Genomic DNA, 16902 nt, shown 5'->3' with positions numbered 1-16902 from the left:
CGGGCATTTTTTGTTCAGCCAAAGCGCTTATTCAGCAGCCGGGGCCTCTGGCTTACGGCGCTTGAGCGGGGCCATGCCGTCCTTGCTGACCAGGGAATCGCTCTTCGGTCGATTGACGCTCTTGCGCTTGGTCGGGGTCTTGGCGGCGACTTTTTTCTTGTCGCCCTTGGCGTCGGTCTTTTTCTTCTTCACGCCGACAGCCTTGCCCGAGGCCTTGACCTTTTTCGGTCCGCCGTAGGTGCCTTTGACTTCCTTGATGGTACGGCGCTCGAAGCTCTGCTTGAGGTAGCGCTCGATGCTCGACATCAGGTTCCAGTCGCCGTGGCAGATCAGCGAGATGGCCAGGCCATCATTGCCGGCACGACCGGTACGACCGATACGGTGTACGTATTCGTCGCCGCTGCGCGGCATGTCGAAGTTGATCACCAGGTCCAGGCCGTCGACGTCCAGGCCGCGAGCGGCAACGTCGGTCGCCACGAGGATCTTCACCCCGCCCTGCTTCAAACGGTCGATCGCCAGCTTGCGATCCTTCTGGTCCTTGTCACCGTGCAGGACGAACGCCTTGTATTCCTGTGCCACCAGGCGGCCGTAGATACGGTCGGCCATGGCCCGGGTGTTGGTGAAGACGATGGCCTTCTGATAAGTCTCGTTGGCCAGCAGCCAATTGACGATCTGTTCTTTGTGCTGGTTATGGTCAGCGGTGATGATTTGCTGACGGGTGGTCTCGTTCAGCTGGCTGACCGCGTTGAGCTGCAAGTGTTCAGGGTTGTTCAGGACCTTGGCGACCATCTCGCGCAGGCCCGAACCACCGGTGGTGGCGGAGAACAGCATGGTCTGCTGGCGGTTGGTGCACTCATCCACCAGACGCTGTACGTCTTCGGCGAACCCCATGTCGAGCATGCGGTCGGCTTCGTCGAGTACCAGCACTTCGACTTCCTTGAGGTCGAGGTTGCCGGCGTTCAGTTGCTCGATCATCCGGCCCGGCGTACCGATCAGGATGTCCGGCACCTTGCGCAGCATGGCAGCCTGGACCTTGAAGTCTTCGCCGCCGGTGATCAGGCCGGACTTGATGAAGGTGAACTGCGAGAAGCGTTCAACTTCTTTCAGGGTCTGCTGGGCCAGTTCACGGGTCGGCAGCAGGATCAGGGTCTTGATGCTGACGCGGATCTTGGCCGGGCCGATCAGGCGGTTGAGGATCGGCAACACGAAGGCAGCGGTTTTGCCGCTACCGGTTTGCGCTGTCACCCGCAGGTCACGCCCTTGGAGCGCCAGCGGAATAGCCGCTGCTTGCACAGGCGTTGGCTCGACAAATTTCAGTTCGGCCACGGCTTTGAGCAGGCGTTCGTGCAGGGCGAATTCGGAAAACACGGGTGCTACCTCGAAGAAATGCAAAAAATCAGCTGCATAGGGTAACGGTTTCGAGCGCGAAGGCCGAGTTTCTTTATGCAATCGACCGCAAACAGTGGCTTTTTTGTTGCCTGATTTGTCCCCAATCGTAATACAAAGCGTCTTAAATGCTCTAATTGCCCGTCGCGTCTTACAGAAGAATCGTTTCCCCCATGGATATCAAACAGCTCTGGCTCAACGCCCAAGACCTTTGGGGCGCCCTCGATCAGCACCCGCTCCTGCATGCCAGCCTGGCCTTGGTACTGCTGCTGGTGATCGCCCTGGTACTCGGACGAGTGGCACGCTACCTGATCCTGCATGCCAGCCGAATGCTCGGCCGCCAACCTGCCCTGCACTGGATCAACGACTTTCGCCACAACAAGGTCTTCCAGCGCCTGGCACAAATGACGCCGTCACTGGTGATCCAGTTCGGCCTGCACCTGGTACCGGAGCTGAGTAAAACCGCGATGGTTTTTCTCGGCAACGTGGCACTGGCCTTCACCATTCTGTTTCTGGTGCTGTCCATCAGTGCCCTGCTCAACGCCTTGCTCGACATCTATGCCCGCACCGAACACGCCCGCACCCGCTCGATCAAGGGCTACGTGCAACTGGCAAAAATGGTCTTGTACGTGTTTGGCGCGATCATCATCGTCGCCACGCTGATCGACCGTTCGCCGCTGTTGCTGCTGTCGGGTCTTGGCGCCATGTCGGCAGTGATTCTGTTGGTCTACAAGGACACCTTGCTGTCGTTTGTCGCCAGCGTGCAACTGACCAGCAACGACATGCTGCGGGTCGGCGACTGGATCGAGATGCCGCAGGTCGGCGCCGATGGCGATGTGGTGGACATCACCCTGCACACGGTCAAGGTGCAGAACTTCGACAAGACCATCGTTTCGATTCCGACCTGGCGCCTGATGTCCGAGTCGTTCAAGAACTGGCGCGGCATGCAGCAGTCAGGCGGCCGCCGGATCAAGCGCAGCCTGTTCATCGACGCCAGCGGCGTGCGCTTCATTCGCGATGACGAAGAGCAGAAACTGTCCCAGGTGCATCTGCTGACTGACTACATCAGCCGCAAGCAGGCCGAACTCAAGGCCTGGAATGAAGCCCAGGGCAATGTCGCGGCCATGTCGGCCAACCGTCGACGGATGACCAATATCGGCACATTCCGCGCCTACGCGCTGGCGTATCTGAAAAGCCATCCCGAGGTTCAGCCGAACATGACCTGCATGGTTCGGCAGATGCAGACCACGGCCCAGGGCATTCCGCTGGAAATCTACTGTTTCACCCGCACCACGGCGTGGGCCGATTACGAGCGGATCCAGGGGGATATTTTCGATTACTTGCTGGCGGTGCTGCCGGAGTTCGGCTTGAGTCTCTATCAGCAGCCCAGCGGTACGGATCTACGGGCCGGGCTATTGCCGGCGGTGTTGGGTGCGAGCCACATCCCCGAGCCGGAAAAACACATCATGTAAGCAACACATCTCACCTGTGGGAGCGGGCTTGCCCGCGATAGCGGAGTGTAAAACAACAGATACTTGCCTGGCACTCCCTCATCGCGGGCAAGCCCGCTCCCACAGGGTCAGGTGACAACCAAAGATTTGCGAACACCCAACCGGCTGATCCACACCGCCATTAAAATCACCGACCCGCCCAGCAACAACCGCCCCAACTCTTCATGCTGGTTCCAGATCAGCAGATTGACCAGCAATCCCACCGGCACGTGCAGGTTGTTCATCACCGCCAACGTCCCGCCATTGACCAGGCACGCGCCTTTGTTCCACCAATAAAGCCCCAACGCCGTCGAGACCAGGCCGAGGAACAGCAGCACGCCCCATTGCAAAGGTGCTTCAGGCAGGAAGTTCTGTTTGCCGAACAGCAGGAACGCCGGCAACGCCACCGCCAGCGCACCTAGGTAGAAATAGCCGAAGCGCCGGTAATGCGGCAGGTCGCTCGGATGCCGTGCGACCAGATGTTTATAGAGTACCTGTCCGGCGGCATAGGTGAAGTTGGCCAGTTGCAGCAGCAGGAACCCCATGAAAAAGTCCGGGTTGATGCGATCGAAGCGAATCACCGCCGCGCCCGCCACCGCCACCAGCGCCGCGATCAACGCCCACGGATTGAACCGGCGGTTCAACGCGTCTTCGATCAGGGTTACGTGCAACGGTGTGAGGATGGTGAAAAGCAAGACTTCCGGGACCGTCAGCACGCGGAAGCTCAAGTACAGGCAGACGTAAGTCACGCCAAACTGCAACGCGCCGATCAGCAACATGCCACGCATGAAAGCCGGTTCCACCGAACGCCAGCGCGTCAGTGGAATAAACACCAGCCCCGCCAGCAATACACGCACCAGCACCGCGAAGTAACTGTCGACATGACCGGCCAGGTACTCGCCGATCAAACTGAAGGAAAACGCCTGGATCAGCGTGACAAAAAGTAGATAGCCCATGCTCGCCTCGTTTCGAATGGCGGCGAAGATAACGGGTTTTGCCGCTTATCGCGAACCTTCAGTCACCGCAAAACCCTGTGGGAGCGGCGGTGCGACGATTCGACTTGACCGCGATAGCAGTGTCTCAATCGACTTCAATGCTGCCAGGCATATCGCCATCACGGGCAAGCCCGCTCCCACAGGGTTTGTGCCCACACTTGAAATCCCGGGCAAAAAAAAGCCCGATCTCGCAAATGCGTTCAATCGGGCTACGGCACTCAGGAGCAATAAGTGCAAAGGGAGGTTCGATGCGCGTACAGGCTTGAAGGGTTGCGCCAGGTCACTAGACCATCCAGCGATTATCTGGCGATTAACCGGTCAGGCGACTTGCGAAAGCCGGGCGTTCGCCTGGTTCAGGCCTTTCTCCTGGAAGCCGCCGCCCAGGTTCATGCCTTCGGCGTGAATGAACGTGACGTCGTGGATGCCGATGAAACCCATGACCTGACGCAGGTACGGTTCCTGGTGATCCGACGGGGCGCCGGCGTGGATGCCGCCGCGAGCGGTCAGGACGTAGGCACGCTTGCCGCTGAGCAAACCCTGGGGACCGGTTTCGGTGTACTTGAAGGTCACGCCGGCACGCAGCACATGGTCAAGCCAGGCTTTGAGGGTGCTCGGAATGGCGAAGTTGTACATGGGCGCGGCCATCACCAGCACGTCGGCGGCCAGCAATTCGTCGGTCAATTGGTTGGAGCGTTCCAGGGACAGCTGTTCGAGGTCGCTACGCTGATCGGCGGGTTTCATCCAGCCGCCCAGCAGGTTGATGTCCAGGTGTGGCACCGGGTTGACGGCCAGGTCACGAACGGTGATCTGATCGTTCGGGTGCGCGGCTTTCCATTGGTTGATGAAGGTCTGGGTCAGTTGACGGGAAACCGAGTCTTGCTGGCGGGCACTGCTTTCGATGATCAGAATGCGGGACATGGGATGTAGGCTCCATCTGAGAATGCTGTAAGTCGATGGAGTGAAGGTTAAACAGGACTAAATCGATAAAAAAGCGCAAATAACTGCTATAACCGATCAATAAATTCGTTTATAAGCGGAGCATGGCCGATGGGCCTGCTCCGCTGGGGGTCATTTCGGCTTGCAGGTCATGCTGATGTACAGCTTGATGATTTTGCGATTGAACTTGGCTGAAAGGTCAGTGCTTTTGCCGGCATCCAGATTGACCCTGCGGGTCTTGGGCGACTCCGGGCCATTGCGAAAGACCACTGCGCACTCGGCAGCGGTATCACCGTAGTTGTTCAGGGTGATCGAGCCCAGATCGTAATCGGAGGCGTAGGTGGTGTAGTCGATCTTCAGCCCGTTGAGTTCTTTTTGTACATCGATCGGATAAGCAAACGCAGTCAGCGGCAACATCGCCAGCAGGACACAAACGATTTTTTTCATTCAGCAGTCTCCAATAAGAACTGCGCAGCTTAGGACAATAGGAGCCCATCATGAAAGCGCCCCGCGTGACCCTTGATCAATGGCGAACGCTTCAGGCCGTGGTCGACCACGGAGGTTTCGCCCAGGCCGCCGAAGCGCTGCACCGCTCGCAATCGTCAGTCAGCTACACCGTGGCGCGCATGCAGGATCAGCTCGGCGTGCCGCTGCTGCGCATCGACGGCCGCAAAGCGGTACTCACCGAAGCCGGTGGCGTGCTGTTGCGCCGGTCCCGGCAACTGGTGAAACAGGCCAGCCAGCTGGAAGACCTGGCCCACCACATGGAACAAGGCTGGGAAGCCGAAGTGCGCCTGGTGGTCGACGCCGCATACCCCAGCGCCCGCATCGTCCGTGCGCTGACCGCGTTCATGCCGCAAAGCCGTGGCTGCCGGGTGCGTCTGCGCGAAGAGGTGCTGTCGGGTGTGGAAGAAGTGCTGCTCGAAGGCGTGGCCGACCTGGCCATCAGCGGCTTCAGCATTCCTGGTTACCTGGGGGCGGAGTTGAGCGATGTCGAATTCGTCGCGGTCGCCCATCCGGAACACTCCCTGCACCGCCTCAACCGTGAACTGAATTTCCAGGACCTGGAGAGCCAGCTGCAAGTGGTTATCCGCGACTCCGGTCGCCAGCAACCACGGGACGTCGGCTGGCTCGGCGCCGAGCAACGCTGGACCGTCGGCAGCCTGGCCACCGCAGCCACCTTCGTCAGCAGCGGCCTGGGGTTTGCCTGGTTGCCGAGGCACATGATCGAACGGGAACTGCGAGAAGGCACGCTCAAGCTGCTACCGTTGGATCAGGGCGGTAGCCGCAACCCGAGTTTTTACCTGTATTCGAACAAGGACAAACCACTGGGGCCGGCCACACAGATCCTCATCGAACTGCTGCGCACTTTCGACACCGCGCCGCTGGACGCACCTTTCGCGGCCCCTGAACAAGCCTGACACGGAGTGTACCCATGGCCTATTTCGAACACGAAGGTTGTAACCTGCACTATGAGGAATATGGCCACGGCACGCCGTTGCTACTGGTCCACGGCCTGGGTTCCAGCACGCTGGACTGGGAAAAACAGATCCCCGCGCTGGCCGCGCGCTACCGGGTGATCGTCCCCGATGTACGCGGTCACGGGCGCTCCGACAAACCCCGCGAGCGCTACAGCATCGCCGGTTTCAGCGCCGACCTGATTGCACTGATCGAGCATTTGAACCTAGGCCCGACCCACTTTGTGGGCCTGTCCATGGGCGGCATGATCGGCTTTCAACTGGCCGTGGATCAGCCGCAATTGCTCAAGAGCCTGTGCATCGTCAACAGCGCACCCGAGGTCAAACTGCGCAGCCGTGACGACTACTGGCAGTGGTTCAAACGCTGGAGCCTGATGCGCGTCCTCAGCCTGCGCACCATTGGCAAGGCCCTGGGAGGCAAATTGTTCCCCAAGCCCGAGCAGGCGGATTTGCGACAAAAAATGGCCGAACGCTGGGCAAAAAACGACAAACATGCTTATCTCGCCAGCTTCGATGCAATCGTTGGCTGGGGGGTTCAGGAACGACTTTCGAAAGTGTCCTGTCCAACCCTCATCGTCAGCGCCGACCGTGATTACACACCGGTCGCGCTGAAGGAAAACTACGTAAAACTGCTGCCCGATGCGCGGCTGGTGGTGATTGCCGACTCCCGCCACGCCACCCCGCTGGACCAACCCGAACGCTTCAACCAGACACTGCTCGAGTTTCTCACTGCAGTCGATACCACCACACTCAGGATCACTGACCCATGCTGAAAAAAATTGCCCTCGCCGCCGGCTCCGTTCTGTTTGCCGCCAACCTGATGGCCGCAACGCCTGCCAAGGCGCCGCGCGTTCTGCTGGAAACCACCAACGGCCAGATCGAAATCGAACTGGATCCGGTCAAGGCCCCGATCAGTACCAAGAACTTCCTTGAGTATGTGGACAGCGGCTTTTACAACAACACGATTTTCCACCGCGTGATTCCGGGCTTCATGGTCCAGGGCGGCGGCTTCACTCAGCAGATGCAGCAAAAAGAAACCAAGGCACCGATCAAGAACGAACACAAGAATGGCCTGGTCAACGTTCGTGGCACCTTGTCCATGGCGCGCACTTCTGTGCCGGATTCCGCCACCAGCCAGTTCTTCATCAACGTCAAGGACAACGATTTCCTCGACCAGGGTGACGGCTACGCGGTGTTCGGCAAAGTGGTCAAGGGCATGGATGTGGTCGATATCATCGTCAACTCGCCAACCACCGTGCGCGGCGGCATGAAGGATGTACCGGCCGACCCGGTGTTCATCAAGTCGGCCAAGCGCATCGACTGAGACTAAGCTGGACAGGGATGTCCGAGCGTTTGCCGGTTTGACCGGCAACGCTCAAACCGTTGAAGGAGTACCCGTTCGCGGGTGAAAAACCGATGCTTTATCGCCGTTTTGAAAAACTGATCGACATCTTTCGCGACGCCCCGACTGCCGCACCGCCGGACCGGGTCCTGCCTTTCTATACCTATTACCTCAAACAGGTCTGGCCGAGCTTCGTTGCCCTGCTGATCGTCGGCCTGTTCGGCGCGCTGATTGAAGTGGCGCTGTTCAGCTACCTGAGCCGCATCATCGACCTGGCACAGGGCACTCCAAACGCCGACTTCTTCAAGGAACATGGCGTTGAACTGGCCTGGATGGTGGTGGTGGCGCTGATCCTGCGCCCGGTGTTCGTTGGCCTGCATGACTTGCTGGTACACCAGACCCTGAGCCCCAGCATGACCAGCCTGATCCGCTGGCAAAACCACAGTTACGTACTCAAGCAGAGCCTGAATTTTTTCCAAAACGACTTCGCCGGGCGCATCGCCCAACGCATCATGCAAACCGGCAACTCCCTGCGCGATTCAGCAGTGCAAGCGGTGGATGCGCTGTGGCACGTGCTGATCTACGCCATCAGTTCGCTGGTGCTGTTCGCCGAAGCCGACTGGCGCCTGATGATCCCGTTGCTGACCTGGATCGTCGCCTTTATCAGCGCCCTCTACTACTTCGTACCACGGGTCAAGGATCGCTCGGTGGTTGCCTCCGACGCGCGCTCCAAACTCATGGGGCGGATCGTCGATGGCTACACCAACATCACCACCCTGAAGCTGTTCGCCCACACCAACTTCGAACAACAGTACGCCCGCGAAGCGATCAAGGAACAAACCGAAAAAGCCCAACTCGCCGGCCGTGTCGTCACCAGCATGGACGTGGTCATCACCAGCATGAATGGCCTGTTGATCGTCTGCACCACCGGGCTGGCGCTATGGCTGTGGACGCAATCGCTGATCACCGTGGGCGCGATCGCCCTGGCCACCGGGCTGGTGATCCGGATCGTCAACATGTCCGGCTGGATCATGTGGGTGGTCACCGGCATCTTCGAAAACATCGGCATGGTTCAGGACGGTTTGCAGAGCATCTCGCAACCGGTCAGCGTCACTGACCGCGACCAGGCCCAACCCCTGGCCGTGGCCCGTGGCGAAGTGCGTTTCGAGGACGTGGACTTCCACTACGGCAAGCAGAGCGGGATCATCGGCGGGCTCAACCTGACGATCAAACCCGGTGAAAAGATCGGCCTGATCGGTCCGTCCGGCGCCGGCAAGTCGACGCTGGTCAACCTGCTGCTGCGCCTGTACGACGTGGAAGGCGGGAAGATTCTCATCGATGGCCAGAACATCGCCGACGTCAGCCAGGAAAGCCTGCGCGAACGTATCGGCATGATCACCCAGGATACGTCCCTGCTGCATCGCTCGATCCGCGACAATCTGCTTTATGGCAAACCCGACGCCACCGACACCGAACTCTGGGAAGCGGTGCACAAGGCGCGGGCCGATGGTTTCATTCCCACCCTGTCAGACGCCGAAGGCCGCATCGGCTTCGATGCCCACGTCGGTGAACGCGGGGTGAAACTCTCCGGCGGCCAGCGTCAGCGGATCGCCATTGCCCGCGTGTTGCTCAAGGACGCGCCGATCCTGATCATGGACGAAGCCACGTCGGCACTGGATTCGGAAGTGGAAGCGGCGATCCAGGAAAGCCTGGAAACCCTGATGCAGGGCAAAACCGTGATCGCCATCGCCCACCGGCTCTCGACCATCGCCCGCATGGACCGGCTGGTGGTGCTGGAAAACGGCAAGATCGCCGAAACCGGCAGCCACGCCGAACTGCTGGCCCATGGGGGTTTGTATGCGCGGTTATGGCAGCACCAGACGGGCGGGTTTGTCGGAATCGATTGACCAAAACTACAAACCCTGTGGGAGCGAGCCTGCTCGCGAAAGCGGTGCATCAGTTGACAACATTGTTGCTTGACACTCCGCCTTCGCGAGCAGGCTCGCTCCCACAGGAGTTAGTGTGATCCCCCAATCACTCCTGCCGATATGGCAACGCCGTCCGCGCATCCTCGGCATACGCCAGCACCCCCACCCGTTCCTGATGCAGGAAGTCCTTGACCGCGGCCTTTAGCCCGGGATGGCGCAGGTAGTGCCAGGAATGGGTGATCACCGGTTCAAACCCGCGGATCAATTTATGCTCACCCTGGGCGCCGGCATCGAAGCGCTGGAAGCCATTGGCAATCGCATAGTCCATGCCCTGGTAGAAACAGGTTTCGAAGTGCAGGCGGTCGAACTCCGCCAGACAACCCCAGTAACGACCGTAAAAACTGTCGCCCCCCACCAGACTGAACGCCATCGCCACCGGCCGTGAACCTTGTTTGGCCAATACCACGCGAATCGACTGCGGCATGCGCTCGGCCAGCAGGCTGAAAAACGCTCGCGTCAGGTAAGGTCTTTGCCGACGCACCGCGTAGGTATTGGCGTAGCAGGCATAGACAAAATCCCACTGTGCCTGGGTCAGTTGCCGACCTTCAAGCCATTCGAATTCGAAGCCCTGCCCCGCCACTTGCTCGCGCTCCTTGCGCATCTGTTTGCGTTTGCGCGAACTCAGGGCGTCGAGGAAATCCTGGAAGTCCCGATAGTCGCGATTCTGCCAATGGTACTGACAGCCGATGCGTTGCAACCAACCCGGTTGTTCGGCCAATGCCGCATCGGTGAACGGGTCGGTGAAGTTGATGTGGGCACTGGAGAGTTGTTCGATCTCCAGATAGCCCGGCAGGCTTTTCAACAGTTCGAAGCCGTCCTCGACGCTGGCTGCCAGCAAACGCGGGCCGCAGACCGGGCTGAATGGCACGGCGGTCAAGAGTTTGGGGTAGTAATCGATACCGGCACGCTCACAGGCATCAGCCCAGGCGTGATCGAACACGTACTCGCCGTAGGAATGCCATTTGCGGTAGCTGGGCAGTGCGGCGATCAACCGATCGCCTTCGACATGCAGCAAATGTTCAGGCTGCCAACCGGAATGAGGACCGACGCTACCACTGTCCTCCAGCGCGCTGAGGAATGCGTGACACAGAAACGGCTGATTCTCGGGCACCAGGGCGTCCCACGTGTGCGGGGCGATTTCGGACAGACTTTGCAGGCGTTGCAACGGCATCACCATCCTCACTCATTCATGGCGTGAAAGCCTCGCGAGTATCGCGCATCGCCATCCATTGCACACGATCAAATCGACGACAGCGCTCTAGCTCAATAGTTCGCGAAGACTTCGTATCGTCATCGACATGCCATCACATTGCCACCGCCCTGTCATAAACCGTCGCGATACTGGCGCCTGTTTTTAGAGCGCCGGGTTATAGCCCGGCCACTGTTTTCCGTCCATCAATGGTCGGTTGTGCCCGGGATGGCTCAGTCATCCACTCTCATCTTCGGAGATTGATATGCGTCTTGCTTCCACGAAAACTGCGGCAGCCCTGTGTGGTGGTCTGTTGCTGGCCATGAGTGTTCCTGCCAGCGCCGCAGTCGACGCCAAACTGCTCGACATGCTCAAGGCTAACGGTTCGATTACCAACGCGCAGTACAGCGAACTGCAAGCCGAGCTGGCCAGGGATCAGAAAGAACAGCAAATCGCCCGCCAGGCTCAGCAAGAGACCAACGAGCAGATCGCGGCCACCGCGAAGAAAACCAACGAACTGAGTACCTTCGACCAGAAACTGGCCTGGGCTGCCAAGACCCAATTCAAGGGCGACGTGCGTTTCCGTCAGGAAACCATCAAGAACGACGGCGTCTCCAACAACAAAGACTCGGATCGCCAACGCATTCGTGCCCGTCTGGGTGCCTACACGGAGATCAACTCCCAGGTCGACACCGGTATCCGTATCGCTACCGGCAGCAGCGACGACGCCCGCTCCACCAACCAGGACCTGAACAACTACTTCGACAAGAAGCAGATCTGGCTGGACCAGGGCTACGTGGACTACCACCCCGACGCCATCAAAAACCTGCACCTGATCGGCGGCAAGATGCCGCAACCATGGGTAAGCATGGGCGACATCATCTGGGATAGCGACATCAACCCGGAAGGTCTGGCAGTCACTTACAAGTACCCATTGGGCGGTTCCACCGAGCTGTTCGGTAGCGCCGGTCACTACACACTCAAGGACAACGTCGACGGCGAAGGCGTGCAGTTCAAGCACGACCTGCGTCTTTACGCCGGCCAGTTGGGCGCACGCTTCGCCATCACCGACAACCTGAAAATGACGTTGGGCGGCAGCATCTACGCCTACGACAACGACCAGGACAGCGCCTGCCCTACCTCCGGCACCGTCACCGCGCCATGCGCACTGGCCGTCAACGGCAACAGCCCGGGCGAGCAGTTCAAACTGTACGAAGGCTTTGGTCAGATCGACATCGGCGGCCTGCCAATGCCGCTGTCGTTGTACGGTCAAGTCGTCAACAACGACGATGCCAGCAACGACCAGGACATGGGCTGGCTGGCCGGTGTCAAAACCAAGGTCTATGGCTTCGGTCTGGATTACAACTACCGCGATGTACAGCGTAACGCCGTGGTGGGTGCCTTCACCGACTCCGACTTCGCCAACGGCTTCACCGGTTCGCGCGGCAGCAAGCTGAAAGTGAGCTACGAGCTGGACAAGAACTTCACCCTGGGTGCGACGTACTTCATGGCGAACTCCGACTACACCAACGCCACCCTCAAGGATTCGGACATCAACACCCTGCAACTGGATGCCGAAGCGAAGTTCTAAAGAGGCAGCGACAAGCTGCAAGCTGCAAGCCACAAGTTCAAGCGCATTGCTTGCAGCTTGCAGCTTGCAGCTTGCAGCTTGCAGCTTACAGCTGCTTTCCTGCCTGACTCTTGCTCCAGTCGGTCAACAAACTGTACGCCACCGCCAGCAACGTCGGACCGATGAACAATCCGATGAAACCGAACGCGATCAAACCGCCAAATACCCCCAGCAGCACGATCACCAACGGCAAGTTCCCGCCGCGACTAATCAGGTACGGCTTGAGGACGTTGTCCACGCCGCTGATGATGAATGTGCCCCAGATCCCGAGGAACACCGCCATTCCGTACTCACCTTGCCAGACCAGCCAGGCCGTGGCCGGGATCCACACCAGCGGTGGCCCCATGGGAATCAGGCTGAGCAGGAACGTCACGATACCAAGCACCAGCGCCCCCGGCACCCCGGCAATCAGGAACCCGGTCAACGCCAGCACCGCCTGGGCCGCCGCCGTGCCGATCACCCCGTTCACGACCCGCTGCACCGTGCCCGCCACCAGTTCGATGTAATACCCGGCACGCTTGCCGATCAGGCGCTCCAGCAGGCTATGAACAAACGCCGCCAACCGTGGCCCGTCACGATAGAAAAAGAACACGAAGACAATGCTCAAGGTCAGTTCGAGAATGCCGCCGCCGATCTGCGCACTGCGCGCCAGCAGCCAGTTACCGACCTGCCCGAAGTAGGGTTTGAGCGACACCATCATCGCCGCGCCCTGCTGGTCGATGCTGTTCCAGATCCCCATCAGACGCCCGCCCACCAACGGAATACCGCCCAGCCAGACCGGCGCTTCCGGCAGGCCATCCATCTGCACATCCTTGATGAACGCCACGGCATCACGTACATGATCCGCCAGGTTGAATCCCAGCCACACCAGTGGCGCCGCCACCAGCACCATCCAGCCCACGGTCAACACCGCTGCCGCCAGGGATTCGCGACCATTGAGCCAGCGGGTCAGCAGACGCATGAGCGGCCAACTGGCGAACGCCAGCACCGCCCCCCAGAACAGCGCTGACCAGAACGGCGCCATCACCCAGAAGCTGGCGCCAAACAGCACCAGGAGCAGGATCTGCACCAACAGCCGATCGTTATTGATCATTTGAAATCTCGAATAAATCAGTCAGCAAAAGAGTAGGCGAACGCTTCGATACGCGTTCGCCCGATAAAGCTTATCGCAACAGTTGGATGTGCAGGCCAGAGCCTTCGATGCTACCGGTTTCCAGTCGCGCGGCACGCACGCCCTGGTCGATCAGCGCCTGACGCCAGGCTTCGGCAGTCGGACCGGAAACACTGACTCGCAGCGTCGTGTCCAGGTTCAGGCCACGGGAGATCAAGCGCACCCAGGTGTCATCGGGTGCATCGGTCAGCTTGGGGAAATCGAGTTCGCCAGTGCTTTTGAGTTCGCGCAGCAAAGTCGAGGACGTCGGCCGCAAATCGCCAAGAGGTGCCGCAGCCTCGAACTGTTCGACGTGCAAATAAGCTTTGCGATTGCCACGCGTGATGCTGTAGAGCGCCACCAGCGTGTTGTCCTTCGGTGCCGCCAGGCGCAACAGCAGGTACGCCTGCTCATTGTCCGAGCCGTAGAGTTTGGCGTTGCCGAACACCTCGTTGGCCCACAGGCTGCTTTCGCCGCAATCACGGGCCTGGCACCAGAACAGCAACTGGGCGTCCTGCTTCTGCAAGGCTTCGCGGGCAGCGGTGAAAGCTTGCGTCGCCGAATGCTCCGGTGGCAGTTCATAAGTCACCGACGTGGCGTTGCCACGGGCGCTGACCTGGCCATCGAAGCGCAACTGGCCGCTGATCTTACGGATCGAACCCAGGGGATAAATCCGCTCAAGTTCGACCGCCTGGCGATAGTCGACGATCTGCGCATCGACCATGCGTGGCACGATCGGCAGGTCCTGACTGCCCGGTATATCAGCGGCAAACAACAAGGGACTGAAACTGCACAGCGCCAGCAGACTGAGAGAACGCATCGATAGACTCATCGGATCAGCATGGCCTGGGCACCCTTGACGACGCTGGCGTCATCGGTGCGTTCAGGAATCAGCAACCCGCGCTGCACCGCCGGCCGCGCCTCCATGGTTGCCATCCAGCGCTGCAACGCCGTCAGGCCATCCACCGGAACACCGGACCACTCGTAGCCACGAACCCAGGGGAACGTCGCAATATCGGCAATGCTGTATTCGCCGGCAAGATACTCAACGTCTTGCAGACGCGTATCGAGCACTTCGTAGAGGCGCCGGGTTTCATGTTGATAGCGGTCGATGGCGCCCTGGAGTTTTTCCGGGAAGTAACGGAAAAACACGTTGGCCTGCCCCTGCATCGGGCCGATCCCGCCCATCTGGAACATCAGCCACTGCAACGCCACCGAGCGCCCCTTGGGGTCGGCGGGCAACAGTTTGCCGGTCATTTCAGCGAGGTAAATCAGGATGGCGCCGGATTCGAACACGGCGAAATCGCCGTTGGCGCGGTCGACAATCGCCGGAATCCGGCCATTGGGGTTGATCTTGAGGAAGTCCGGGGACTTCTGTTCCTTTTTGTCGAAACTCAAGGCGTGCACCGTATAAGGCAGGCCGAGTTCCTCGAGCACGATAGAGACCTTGTGGCCATTTGGGGTCGCAGCGGTGTACAGATCTATCATGGTTGTCTCCCATTTCAACCCGCCCAGCCTCGACAGTTGACCGGCGCAAGTCAAGGAACGGCGAAAAACCGATTGAAACAGTCTGCGACAAGGTCGGCACCGGACTCGTCATTCAGGTGCAAATGATGGCCACCTGGCAGCTGTTCACGGCTAAAGGGTAGACGCTCCAGCAATTCGGGGTGTTTGGCGAGCATGCCGTCGGCAGCCACCACCAGTTTTGCAGGACAACTGACGCGCTGGACGAAGGCCATGGCTTGTTCAGTGGTCAGGCGTAGCGGCGATGGCAGCGTGAGGCGGTTGTCGGTGCGCCAGGTGTAACCCCCCGGCACCGGCATCAAGCCACGCTGGGCCAGTAACTCCGCGGCTTCGCGACTGACCGCCACCAAGCCCTTCATGCGCGCCTCGATCGCCCGTTCGAGCGTGTTGTAGACCGGTTTGCGTTTTTCCCGCAGATCCAGCTGCGCCTGCAGGGCCATGCCCATGCGTTCGGCAGCATTTTCGCCTTTGTCTGTAGGAGGAATGACGCCGTCGATCAACGCCAGATGTGTGACCCGATCCGGCAACGAACCGGCGATGATCAAGGAAGCGATCGCCCCCATGGAATGCCCCATCAGTGCAAATCGGCGCAAGCCAAGCTGTTCGGCGACTTGCAGCACATCGTGTGCGTAGTCCCACATGGCGTAGCCGGCGCCGCTCGGGCGATGCCCAGAATGACCGTGACCGGCCATGTCCAGGGCAATGATGCGCAGGCCTTTGAGCTTCGGTGCCAGCCGGGCGAAACTGTTGGCGTTGTCGAGCCAGCCGTGCAAGGCAATCACCGGCAAACCGTCTTCGGGACCGAACAGGTGTGCCGCCAGCTCGATGTGCGGCAGGCTCAGGCGAACCTCTTCGACGACGCTGCTCATGCGCAATCCTGTTGGCGACCGTCCCAGCGACTGAACAGGTTCTTCAGCATCGCGGCAGTATCCTGAGGCCGTTCGAGGGGAAACATGTGACCTCCGGGCATGGTCAGGGCTTCGCCGAGCGGCATGCGCCCGACCGAACTGGCGTGATGACGCATCACCACCCTGCTCTTGTGCCCGCGAACCACCGCCAGCGGCACTTTCAACTGCCGGGCACGGCCCGGGCTGGTGTGGGGCACGCCCCGATAGATGCTGATTTCCGTGGCCGGATCGAAACGCAGGCGCAGCTTGTCGCCAACCTGCTGCAAACCGTATTGCAGGTAAGCATCGAAACAGTCCGGGTCGAAACCGCGAAACAGGGTTTTACCGGCGAAATAGCGGCGGGCGCTTTCGAGGTCGGCGAATTCTTCGCGTCGTCCCAGCGTACGGCCAGCGGGCGTCAGCTTGTCGATGAAGCCGAAGCGCTTGGCGGTACGGATCACCCATTGATCGGCACGGGTCAATACCGGCGAATCGAGCATCACCACCCCGCGATACAGCTCGGGGCAACGCAACGCGGCATGCAGGTGCAGCACACCACCGAAGGAATGGCCGACACCCCACACCGGTTCTGCTTGTTGCCGCAGGTGATGGATCAGCTCATCCACCAGGTTGTACCAATTGTCGTCCGCCGGAAAACGCGGGTCATGGGCGTGCTGCTCCAGATGCGTCACCTGATACTCGGGCGCCAGCGCCGCGAACAACTTGCCGTAGGTGCCCGAAGGGAATCCATTGGCATGGGCGAAAAATATCTGTTGCGACATAACCGGCAAATCCATGAGCGAGAACAGGTGTTGATTGTCCGTAAGACCGCGTCCCGCGGCAATGACCGTAACTGACAGGAATGATGACAGTCCGGTCATGCTGATCATGCAGGAGCGAGTTCGCT

Annotated in this window: 15 protein-coding genes and 1 pseudogene; 6 read left to right on the top strand and 10 right to left on the bottom strand. The window is 59.8% G+C overall.

Annotation, left to right across the window (positions count from 1 at the left end; all coding sequences use genetic code 11):
• Nucleotides 1–27: 27 nt before the first annotated feature.
• A complete protein-coding gene (locus tag FFS64_RS10685; RefSeq protein WP_095195744.1) occupies nucleotides 28–1368 on the bottom strand; it encodes a DEAD/DEAH box helicase in 1341 nt (446 codons plus the stop codon).
• Nucleotides 1369–1559: 191 nt separating this feature from the next.
• On the opposite strand from FFS64_RS10685, the gene FFS64_RS10680 reads away from it, so the two are divergent.
• Entirely contained in the window at nucleotides 1560–2858 is a 1299-nt protein-coding gene (locus FFS64_RS10680) for a mechanosensitive ion channel family protein (protein WP_137805362.1), read from the top strand.
• A 107-nt stretch (nucleotides 2859–2965) separates the two neighbouring features.
• Here the strand turns inward: FFS64_RS10680 and FFS64_RS10675 are convergent, their stop codons facing one another.
• From FFS64_RS10675 to FFS64_RS10665, 3 genes are all read right to left on the bottom strand, one after another.
• Nucleotides 2966–3832 (bottom strand): carboxylate/amino acid/amine transporter, encoded by an 867-nt coding sequence (locus FFS64_RS10675; protein ID WP_137805361.1) that lies wholly within the window; start codon nucleotides 3830–3832, stop codon nucleotides 2966–2968.
• Nucleotides 3833–4189: 357 nt separating this feature from the next.
• Nucleotides 4190–4789 carry an FMN-dependent NADH-azoreductase gene (locus tag FFS64_RS10670; protein ID WP_137805360.1) on the bottom strand — a complete coding sequence of 200 codons (600 nt, stop codon included), beginning with the start codon at nucleotides 4787–4789 and terminating at the stop codon, nucleotides 4190–4192.
• 150 nt (nucleotides 4790–4939) lie between these two features.
• Nucleotides 4940–5254: a 3-phosphoglycerate kinase gene (locus tag FFS64_RS10665; protein WP_137805359.1), complete on the bottom strand. Its 315-nt coding sequence runs from the start codon at nucleotides 5252–5254 to the stop codon at nucleotides 4940–4942.
• Between the two features lie 50 nt (nucleotides 5255–5304).
• Here FFS64_RS10665 and FFS64_RS10660 point away from each other — a divergent pair, with 50 nt between their 5' ends.
• The 4 genes and pseudogenes from FFS64_RS10660 to FFS64_RS10645 all read left to right on the top strand — a co-directional run bounded on the left by FFS64_RS10660 (nucleotide 5305) and on the right by FFS64_RS10645 (nucleotide 9534).
• On the top strand, nucleotides 5305–6228 hold the full coding sequence (locus tag FFS64_RS10660; RefSeq protein ID WP_137805358.1) for a LysR family transcriptional regulator: 924 nt from the start codon (nucleotides 5305–5307) through the stop codon (nucleotides 6226–6228).
• Between the two features lie 14 nt (nucleotides 6229–6242).
• A pseudogene (locus FFS64_RS10655) lies at nucleotides 6243–7048 on the top strand (alpha/beta fold hydrolase).
• A gap of 3 nt (nucleotides 7049–7051) precedes the next feature.
• Entirely contained in the window at nucleotides 7052–7609 is a 558-nt protein-coding gene (locus FFS64_RS10650) for a peptidylprolyl isomerase (protein WP_137805356.1), read from the top strand.
• Nucleotides 7610–7701: 92 nt separating this feature from the next.
• Nucleotides 7702–9534 (top strand): ABC transporter ATP-binding protein, encoded by a 1833-nt coding sequence (locus tag FFS64_RS10645; protein WP_137805355.1) that lies wholly within the window; start codon nucleotides 7702–7704, stop codon nucleotides 9532–9534.
• A 127-nt stretch (nucleotides 9535–9661) separates the two neighbouring features.
• Here the strand turns inward: FFS64_RS10645 and FFS64_RS10640 are convergent, their stop codons facing one another.
• Complete coding sequence (locus FFS64_RS10640; RefSeq protein WP_137805354.1) at nucleotides 9662–10786, bottom strand: GNAT family N-acetyltransferase; 1125 nt, start codon at nucleotides 10784–10786, stop codon at nucleotides 9662–9664.
• A 283-nt stretch (nucleotides 10787–11069) separates the two neighbouring features.
• Here FFS64_RS10640 and FFS64_RS10635 point away from each other — a divergent pair, with 283 nt between their 5' ends.
• The gene (locus FFS64_RS10635) at nucleotides 11070–12395 is read left to right on the top strand and encodes a putative porin (protein ID WP_095195753.1); all 1326 of its coding nucleotides are present in this window, start codon (nucleotides 11070–11072) and stop codon (nucleotides 12393–12395) included.
• An 85-nt stretch (nucleotides 12396–12480) separates the two neighbouring features.
• Here the strand turns inward: FFS64_RS10635 and FFS64_RS10630 are convergent, their stop codons facing one another.
• The 5 genes from FFS64_RS10630 to FFS64_RS10610 form a co-directional block, all read right to left on the bottom strand.
• Entirely contained in the window at nucleotides 12481–13527 is a 1047-nt protein-coding gene (locus FFS64_RS10630) for an AI-2E family transporter (RefSeq protein ID WP_137805353.1), read from the bottom strand.
• 70 nt (nucleotides 13528–13597) lie between these two features.
• Entirely contained in the window at nucleotides 13598–14404 is an 807-nt protein-coding gene (locus tag FFS64_RS10625) for a DUF4892 domain-containing protein (RefSeq protein ID WP_137805352.1), read from the bottom strand.
• Nucleotides 14405–14412: 8 nt separating this feature from the next.
• Nucleotides 14413–15072, bottom strand: coding sequence for a glutathione S-transferase family protein (locus tag FFS64_RS10620; RefSeq protein WP_137805351.1), 660 nt, complete (start codon nucleotides 15070–15072; stop codon nucleotides 14413–14415).
• Nucleotides 15073–15122: 50 nt separating this feature from the next.
• Nucleotides 15123–15977 carry an alpha/beta hydrolase gene (locus FFS64_RS10615; RefSeq protein ID WP_137805350.1) on the bottom strand — a complete coding sequence of 285 codons (855 nt, stop codon included), beginning with the start codon at nucleotides 15975–15977 and terminating at the stop codon, nucleotides 15123–15125.
• Complete coding sequence (locus FFS64_RS10610) at nucleotides 15974–16777, bottom strand: alpha/beta fold hydrolase (RefSeq protein WP_137805349.1); 804 nt, start codon at nucleotides 16775–16777, stop codon at nucleotides 15974–15976. Before FFS64_RS10610 ends, FFS64_RS10615 begins: the two co-directional genes overlap by 4 nt.
• Nucleotides 16778–16902: the final 125 nt, after the last annotated feature.

The organism is Pseudomonas sp. G(2018), from assembly GCF_005502415.1.
Lineage (GTDB): Bacteria > Pseudomonadota > Gammaproteobacteria > Pseudomonadales > Pseudomonadaceae > Aquipseudomonas.
The sequence above is the reverse complement of the archived record's forward strand: the minus strand, read 5'-3'. Positions and strand labels throughout refer to the sequence as shown.